This is a genomic window from Roseofilum acuticapitatum BLCC-M154, assembly GCF_030068475.1.
Classification (GTDB): domain Bacteria; phylum Cyanobacteriota; class Cyanobacteriia; order Cyanobacteriales; family Desertifilaceae; genus Roseofilum; species Roseofilum acuticapitatum.
Map to the genome: position 1 here is coordinate 1 of NZ_JAQOSP010000153.1, position 6,806 is coordinate 6,806.

General features: G+C 47.8%; 8 protein-coding genes, 1 tRNA gene and 1 pseudogene. 2 read left to right on the plus strand and 8 right to left on the minus strand.

Features of this window, described 5'->3' with window-relative positions:
• Positions 1 to 204: 204 nt before the first annotated feature.
• From PMG71_RS23570 to PMG71_RS23585, 4 genes are all read right to left on the minus strand, one after another.
• The gene (locus tag PMG71_RS23570; RefSeq protein ID WP_283756183.1) at positions 205 to 681 is read right to left on the minus strand and encodes a universal stress protein; all 477 of its coding nucleotides are present in this window, start codon (positions 679 to 681) and stop codon (positions 205 to 207) included.
• A gap of 423 nt (positions 682 to 1,104) precedes the next feature.
• Positions 1,105 to 2,298: an aminotransferase class V-fold PLP-dependent enzyme gene (locus PMG71_RS23575; protein WP_283756184.1), complete on the minus strand. Its 1,194-nt coding sequence runs from the start codon at positions 2,296 to 2,298 to the stop codon at positions 1,105 to 1,107.
• 28 nt (positions 2,299 to 2,326) lie between these two features.
• Positions 2,327 to 2,398 (minus strand) — tRNA-Asn (locus PMG71_RS23580).
• Positions 2,399 to 2,476: 78 nt separating this feature from the next.
• Positions 2,477 to 3,028, minus strand: coding sequence for an NYN domain-containing protein (locus tag PMG71_RS23585; protein WP_283756185.1), 552 nt, complete (start codon positions 3,026 to 3,028; stop codon positions 2,477 to 2,479).
• Between the two features lie 260 nt (positions 3,029 to 3,288).
• Between PMG71_RS23585 and PMG71_RS23590 the strand changes: the two genes are divergently transcribed.
• Complete coding sequence (locus tag PMG71_RS23590; protein ID WP_283756186.1) at positions 3,289 to 3,747, plus strand: hypothetical protein; 459 nt, start codon at positions 3,289 to 3,291, stop codon at positions 3,745 to 3,747.
• A gap of 101 nt (positions 3,748 to 3,848) precedes the next feature.
• On the opposite strand, the gene PMG71_RS23595 is transcribed toward PMG71_RS23590, so the two are convergent.
• From PMG71_RS23595 to PMG71_RS23610, 4 genes are all read right to left on the minus strand, one after another.
• Positions 3,849 to 4,475 (minus strand): Uma2 family endonuclease, encoded by a 627-nt coding sequence (locus tag PMG71_RS23595; RefSeq protein ID WP_283756187.1) that lies wholly within the window; start codon positions 4,473 to 4,475, stop codon positions 3,849 to 3,851.
• Between the two features lie 238 nt (positions 4,476 to 4,713).
• The gene (locus PMG71_RS23600; protein ID WP_283756188.1) at positions 4,714 to 5,310 is read right to left on the minus strand and encodes a L,D-transpeptidase; all 597 of its coding nucleotides are present in this window, start codon (positions 5,308 to 5,310) and stop codon (positions 4,714 to 4,716) included.
• 99 nt (positions 5,311 to 5,409) lie between these two features.
• Positions 5,410 to 6,099: an energy-coupling factor ABC transporter ATP-binding protein gene (locus PMG71_RS23605; protein WP_283756189.1), complete on the minus strand. Its 690-nt coding sequence runs from the start codon at positions 6,097 to 6,099 to the stop codon at positions 5,410 to 5,412.
• Entirely contained in the window at positions 6,099 to 6,368 is a 270-nt protein-coding gene (locus PMG71_RS23610) for a UPF0367 protein family (protein ID WP_283756190.1), read from the minus strand. Before PMG71_RS23610 ends, PMG71_RS23605 begins: the two co-directional genes overlap by 1 nt.
• Positions 6,369 to 6,608: 240 nt before the next feature.
• Here PMG71_RS23610 and PMG71_RS23615 point away from each other — a divergent pair.
• A pseudogene (locus PMG71_RS23615) lies at positions 6,609 to 6,806 on the plus strand (photosystem II D2 protein (photosystem q(a) protein)); the annotation flags it as partial.

Genomic DNA, 6,806 nt, shown 5'->3' on the forward strand with positions numbered 1-6,806 from the left:
CTCCCTACAACTCTCTGCCGCGAAGACACTCGGCCTTGATATTAAGAAGCGGGCAAGATGCCCGCACTCCTCGAATTCTTTGATCTGACTGGAGTGGGAGCATCTTGCTCCCTGGATTTTTAATTAGGGTATTCAAGCATCTTGCTCCCTGGATTTTTAATTAGGGTATTTCCGCTTCGCGGACATGAATAAGCGAACTTGATATCACGAATGCACCAAATACACCGAACAAGCCGCATGATGAATCACATAATTACTCACGCTCCCTAAAAACCACTCCGTCAGATTCGAGCGATCCCGTCGTCCCATCACCACCAAATCCGCATCCCAAGACTGGGCCAGATTGCAAATGGTGTGCCCTGGATTACCATAGGTTTGGGTTAATTCCGTTTCAATACCTCCTTGAAGGGCTTGCTCTTCAAAGGTTTTGAGCAACTCCAGGCTCTCTTGTTCATATTTTTCCCATTGCTGATGATAGGATTTCACCCAATCCACACTCAACTGCCCTTCAATCCCTAAACTCATCATCCGAGGATCGGGGGGACTATCAGACGATTGACTCGATAGCACATGCAGCAACATCAACCGAGCCGAATAAACCTGAGCCAGAACTAGCGCTGCTTGAAAAATATGATGACTGGTTTGACTACGATCCAGAGCAACAAGAATTCGCGACACCATAGCAGATTAATAGAGAGATAACACTCAAACAAGTTAGGGATCATTGTAATCGCTAATGGCTAATCCCTAATCCTCCATCTGCTAACACTTAGGGTAAGCGAGCAATCCATTGTACGAATAAGGCTCCAATGGTGAGCGTAATAGCCGTTTGCAGCAAGTAAATCATAGTCCAGCGCAAAACTTGAGGAATCCCCATGAGTATGGCCTCCAAGGTAAATTTAGGATATAGAGATTAATCTCACCCTCAAGAGGGTTGAACGAGGAAATTAATCAGTTGACAGGGAAGATTGTTCATAGGTTGTTCCACTGGTGAATTGGGAATAGCTCTGGGAGGATTGGGTGATGCTTATTCCAGTGGATTTGCCTTGCCACAAGGTTAATGGAGACTTCAAAAGAAAGACATCACCCATTAGCATCACCCAATTAGGTGAATTGGGGAGGGTTGAGAGCAGACTGGAGGGCGATCGCCAAGTTCTGGTAATCCGCCTGGGTATTATAGACTTGGGCACAGACTCTGAGCAACCGATGGTTGGCTTGGGGAAAAGCCATAATCGCCACTTCCATATGGCACTGTTGGGAAAGATGGTTATAGAGCGGAAGCGCTAAACCATCAGGAAGGGGAAGGGATACCATGGAACCGATCAGAGATTCTGGGGTATTACAGGGTATTCCTAGGGCTTCCGACAATAAACATTTAGCCTCTAGAATCATTTGATGATTATGTTCCATCAATGCCGTCCATCCCCCCGGAAATTGGGTTTGGATAAAATCGATCGCCGTTGGAATGCAGAGATAAGGCGTGAAATCTTGGGTTCCTGTCCAGTCAAATTCTAGATGAAAGCGGGAGCGATCGCTACGGGGTGAGTTCGCACCATGGCTAATGCTCAGGGGACGAATGAGATCTTGTCGCTCAGGCTTAACATATAAAAAACCCGCTCCTTTGGGAGTCAAGAGCCATTTATGACAATTTCCCGTGTAATAAGTAACTTCTAATTCCTCCAGGTTGAGGGGAATTTGACCAACCGTATGCGCTCCATCCACCAGTAATTCTATGCCTTGGTTTTTTAAGGCTTTTCCCAGGGTTTGAATCGGGAAAATGAGACCCGTCATACTGGCAATATGATCCACCAGCACCAAGCGCGTGTGAGGGGTAATAGCGGATAAAATGCGATCGCTAATCTCTTCCTCATTTTCTGGAGGAAAGGGCATAGACACCACCACAATCTTCGCCCCAGTCCGATGCGCTACAAATTCTAGAGCATTGCGACAGGCATTATATTCCTGATTGGTTGTGAGCAGTTCATCCCCAGGAGCAAAGGAAAGGGAGCGTAAAACCGTATTCACTCCAGTCGTCGCATTGGGAATTAAAGCCAAGTCTGAAGGGTGAGCGCCTACAAACTCAGCTAACCGGTTCCGCGCTTCGTCGAGAAGCCCTTCCAGCTCATGCATAATGAACCCAGTAGGGTTTTGCTCCAATTGCTCCCTGAACCGGCTTTGTTGCTCTAATACCAAACGCGGACAAGCGCCAAAGGCTCCATGATTGAGGTAAATGCGATAGGGATCGAGTGTCCACCAGGCTTTCCAGGGGGATAAGCCCCGATTTCCCGTTTCATTCATGGGTTCAAAAAGGGTCAATGATTTTAAACTCCCCAGGCCGGATTCGAACCAGCGACCAATCGGTTAACAGCCGACCGCTCTACCACTGAGCTACTGAGGATCACAGTTTCTTAATGTAGCGCTAAGACTAGGGATTTGTCAAGAGTTTAATTTAATTTTTTTCTGGGGCGATCGCCCTCTAAGAAGGTAAGCCCATACGCAAAGCCGCTAAACGCTCTTGAGCCGAGGGACTCAGACCATGAGCCAAAAAGCGACTAGAGGATTTCTTCGGGCTTTTCTGTTGGCGACGCAGCCGAGTTTGGCTACTGCTCACCTCATGGGCTAACCGACTCGCTGACATCCATTCCGCGCCATAACCGATCACCGTCATTTGCTGGGCGCGATCGGACGTTGCCACAATCAATCGCTTTTGATATTTTTCAATCGAGCGACGGAATTTAGCACAAGCAATCTCAATATAAGAATCTGCCGTTTGCCCAAAATGGGTGTAATAAACAGAAACTTGATGGGTAATCACTTCGCGATGATTGGGAGTCGCTTGTAAGTGAGCATCAAACACAATCCGGGTATCATAGCCCCGGAAAGCACCATAGTTGGTCAACACTTCAATCAGTTGCTGGCGAGCAACTTCTAGTCCTTGGCGATCGCGGATAGCTTGCAGATCGCTCCAAGCACCAATGATGTTATAACCATCAACAAACAAAATAGCAGTTGTTCGGGGTCGTGACATGGGTCTGGATCGTCAATTTTCAGTTCCGGAATTGGGCATCTTAAGATAGTATAGTGGCATGATGCTGGAAAAGTCCTGTTTCAATCTCGATCAATAACCCTTCAATCCTTGCTGAGAAAAGGGTTTCAGAGATTTAACATTGAATTTAGAACCCCCTCCAGAATCAGATATCAACTCAGACAACTTCAACCCTCAGTGGGTTCCCTAGGAACCTTTTCTGAGAGTTAACCCTATTTAGTAACCGTGAAGGAGTGAAACGGATGAACAAAATAGCAGCCTTCATTGGTGCGTCACTTATCCTTCTAATGCCAGGACAAGCCTCTCAGGCTGAAGAAGTCCAAGCAGAAGGTCGTCCAGTTTGTGAAGCCGCTCAAAAACTAGCCCAAAGTCCTGAAGGCGCAGAACAAACTGTTCGCGGCACTGTCCGGAGTATCGTTGGCGATATGGTCACCCTAGAATTAGCCGACGGAGAAGTGCGTACCGTATATCTTGACCGCAGAGAAAGAGGATTCATCGGCAATATCTTAGGTGCTGATGTGGTGGTTACGCCGGTTTTCTGTAGCCGAGTTTCTTTGTATCGGGAAGCCCCACCGCCCGCAAGAGCCTTTACTATTCCTGCACTACCCCCACCGCCACCCCCACCGAGTCTTCCTCCTCTTAATCCACCGCCACCGCCACCCCCGCCAGCTCCGGCTCCGTTATTACCTCAAACCTGGTAACGCTCTTCTGGCGTGGATCGATTGGAAGATTCTTCAACATACTAAACAACAAAAGCGAGACGCAAACGGTCTCGCTTTTTGTCTGGTTTCTAGAAAAATAATTATTGTCCTGTCTTTAACACTTTCTCGGCGGTCAAGTTTAGATTGGGAAAAGTCAGAGAAGTAATGGGGCGATCGCCTCTTAGAAGTTGAATATCATACTCTTTATCAATGAGAGTACAGATAGAAAGAGTCGGTTGCTTGGGATTTCCGATATAACGGATACCCCCCAACCCTGCATAATCCACAATCCAATACTCCGGAATCCCTACAGTCGCGTAGTCTTCTAGCTTGCGAGCATAATCATTTTGCCAATTACCGCTCACGACTTCAGCAATAAATTTAATGGAACTCCCCTGCGTCAAAATAGACTGGTTTGCCCAAAGTCGCTCTTTAGAGAGTTCTGTGCGATCAATTACAGCAATATCCGGGCGAAAAGCACTCATCCCAGCATCAGAAGGACGCAATAGACCACGCTGAAGAACAAACCAAGGTAATTCTAGTCTGTCAATTTCCACACAGACTTTGGTCGTTATAAAAGCAGCCACTTCTTCATGCTGACCGGTGGGTTCCAAGTCAAAAACCTCTCCATCAATTAGTTCATAGCGCTTATCACTGCCATAGCAAGCTAGAAACTCATCAAAAGTGAGCTGCCTTTGTTTTATGGGTGAGTTAGTCGCAAGAGTCATCGGGATCAGCTCATGTTGTAGCTTAGGTTGTAGGGAGTGGGAGCGTCTCGCTCCCTTGATCATATCAAGTCCGGTGAATGGGAAAACACAGCGAGCAAGATGCTCCCTAGAGCATATCAAGTCCGGTGAATGGGAAAACACAGCGAGCAAGATGCTCCCTAGAGCATATCAAGTCCGGTGAATGGGAAAACACAGCGAGCAAGATGCTCGCACTCCTAGATATTCCCCCATTTTGAATTTACGGCTCCACAATCACTTGGGTTCCCACTTCCACTTTCTCGTAAAGAGCAAGCACATCCTTGTTAAACATGCGGACACAGCCATGGGAAACCGCATGACCAATAGAATCGGGATTATTGGTTCCATGAAAACCAACCTGAGTTTTGCCATCTGTCCAAAACCCAACCCAACGGGGGCCTAGGGGGTTATCGGGGCCAGGGCCAATTTTGTTCCCTGTCCATAGACTTAGAAAAATGGGATCGACTTCCATATTAAAAACTTGAAAGTTGCCTGTGGGTGTTTCCCATCCCTCTTTACCCACCGCTACGGGGTAGCTGGCTAGTTCCTCATCTCCTTTGTAGACATAAACTCGCCGTTCTCCTAATCTCAAAACCAGATGCACTGGGGTTTGACCTGGCAAGTATTTTTCTGCTTCTCCCAAGGCAGGAATTTGGGTGATCTCTTGCATGAAAGGCAGTTCACCCAACAGGGAAAGAGATTCAGAATCTAGGGGAACTTCTTCCTCTAGGGCCTGAGTCGGTTGCATGAATAAGGGCGAGAGTAGCCCTAAGCCGATCAGGGTTAAAGAATGAATGGGTGACCGTCTGTTTTTCATAGTGTTGCCTGATTTGATGCTTTGAAGTTGATTGATGGGAAGCTTAGGAGCTTGATGTACCGAAATTGTAATCCTAGGATGGAAATTTTTCACCCTCATTTAAGAATTCAGATGGGTGGCCATCAAACGATTTTTTAACCGATGGGGATTTCCTCGGTCAATCACTTGCCCTTGGTCGAGCAAAAATGCACCATGACAGTGGTCGAGTTCATCGAGTCGATGGGTGACCCATAGGGCGGTGATTCCCCGTTGGATCACTAGATTTTTGACTTGGATGACTAGCTCTAGTTGGGCTTCTCGGTCTAGGAGGGCGGTGGGTTCATCCAGGAGGAGAACTTTGGAGTGGCGGGCGATCGCCCCCGCAATGGCGATCCTCTGTTTTTGACCACCACTGAGGGCGTAGATGGGCCGTCGTTTGAGATGAAGCAGGTTGACCGCTTCTAGGGCTTCGTCAACCCGGTTTTGAACCTCCTGGAGACTGAGTTTTTCTGCCACTAGACCAAAAGCAATGTCGGCTCCGACGGTGGGCATCACCAGTTGATGATCTGGATTTTGAAACACAAATCCGACTGGCGATTCCAGATGGATCTGGCCAGACTGGGCATGAAGTAATCCCGCCAGAGTTCGCAGGAGGGTGGATTTACCACTGCCGTTGGTTCCCAGAAGCATCCAAAATTCCCCTTGGGGGACTTCTAAGGAACAGTTTTTTAAGACGGATTGGCCGGAGGGCCAATCAAAGGAGAGATTCTGAACGTGAATTCCAGGAGAGTTAGGAATGGCTCCAGTCATTATTGGGTGACGGCGAAGAATCCAGGGGGTCTACCCGAAGCGGCTGTGGTTCCGGTTTTCTCGGCTTTTTGGACGGCGGTAATTTCGCTGCTGAGAAGGGCGACGGTTTTTTCGGTTTGGCGATCGCACTTGAGTTCAATCACCTGAGAGTCTGAAGAGCGCATCGCTTCTAGGAGCTGGGTATAGAGTCCTTGAGCGTCTTCTTCAGATTTGCGCTCGACCGACAGAGGAATCGGATTATTCCTTAAGACAACATCAATCACGTACATAGAGGGAAGCAATAATTGGAATGGTTTAACTCTAGTATCTCAGATTCTCCTGATTTTCCCATCTTTACTGCTGGTCAGATTAAAGATCGAGATTGAAAAATTGCACATTTCCCTTATAATTAAGTAAAGAATCGTAAACTAGACTGACCAAAATCACCGTTTTCTGCTTAGAGCGGTCGAGTCAAAGGTCGGCTAGGACGCGATCGCACTTATTATGAGAATTTTGGAGAACATCGCTTTATGACAATTGCAGTTGGACGCGCTCCCAGTGAAAGAGGATGGTTTGATGTCCTCGATGACTGGCTCAAGCGCGATCGCTTCGTCTTCATCGGATGGTCAGGACTCCTACTATTCCCCTGTGCCTACCTCGCCATCGGCGGTTGGCTCACCGGAACCACCTTCGTCACCTCCTGGTACACCCATGGGTTGGCCTCCTCC

What these genes read in the sequence shown, in the direction of transcription:
- PMG71_RS23570 (WP_283756183.1), bottom strand. Translation starts at nt 681, where the DNA reads ATGGTGTCGCGAATTCTTGTTGCTCTGGATCGTAGTCAAACCAGTCAT.
- PMG71_RS23575 (WP_283756184.1), bottom strand. Translation starts at nt 2,298, where the DNA reads ATGAATGAAACGGGAAATCGGGGCTTATCCCCCTGGAAAGCCTGGTGG.
- PMG71_RS23585 (WP_283756185.1), bottom strand. Translation starts at nt 3,028, where the DNA reads ATGTCACGACCCCGAACAACTGCTATTTTGTTTGTTGATGGTTATAAC.
- PMG71_RS23590 (WP_283756186.1), top strand. Translation starts at nt 3,289, where the DNA reads ATGAACAAAATAGCAGCCTTCATTGGTGCGTCACTTATCCTTCTAATG.
- PMG71_RS23595 (WP_283756187.1), bottom strand. Translation starts at nt 4,475, where the DNA reads ATGACTCTTGCGACTAACTCACCCATAAAACAAAGGCAGCTCACTTTT.
- PMG71_RS23600 (WP_283756188.1), bottom strand. Translation starts at nt 5,310, where the DNA reads ATGAAAAACAGACGGTCACCCATTCATTCTTTAACCCTGATCGGCTTA.
- PMG71_RS23605 (WP_283756189.1), bottom strand. Translation starts at nt 6,099, where the DNA reads ATGACTGGAGCCATTCCTAACTCTCCTGGAATTCACGTTCAGAATCTC.
- PMG71_RS23610 (WP_283756190.1), bottom strand. Translation starts at nt 6,368, where the DNA reads ATGTACGTGATTGATGTTGTCTTAAGGAATAATCCGATTCCTCTGTCG.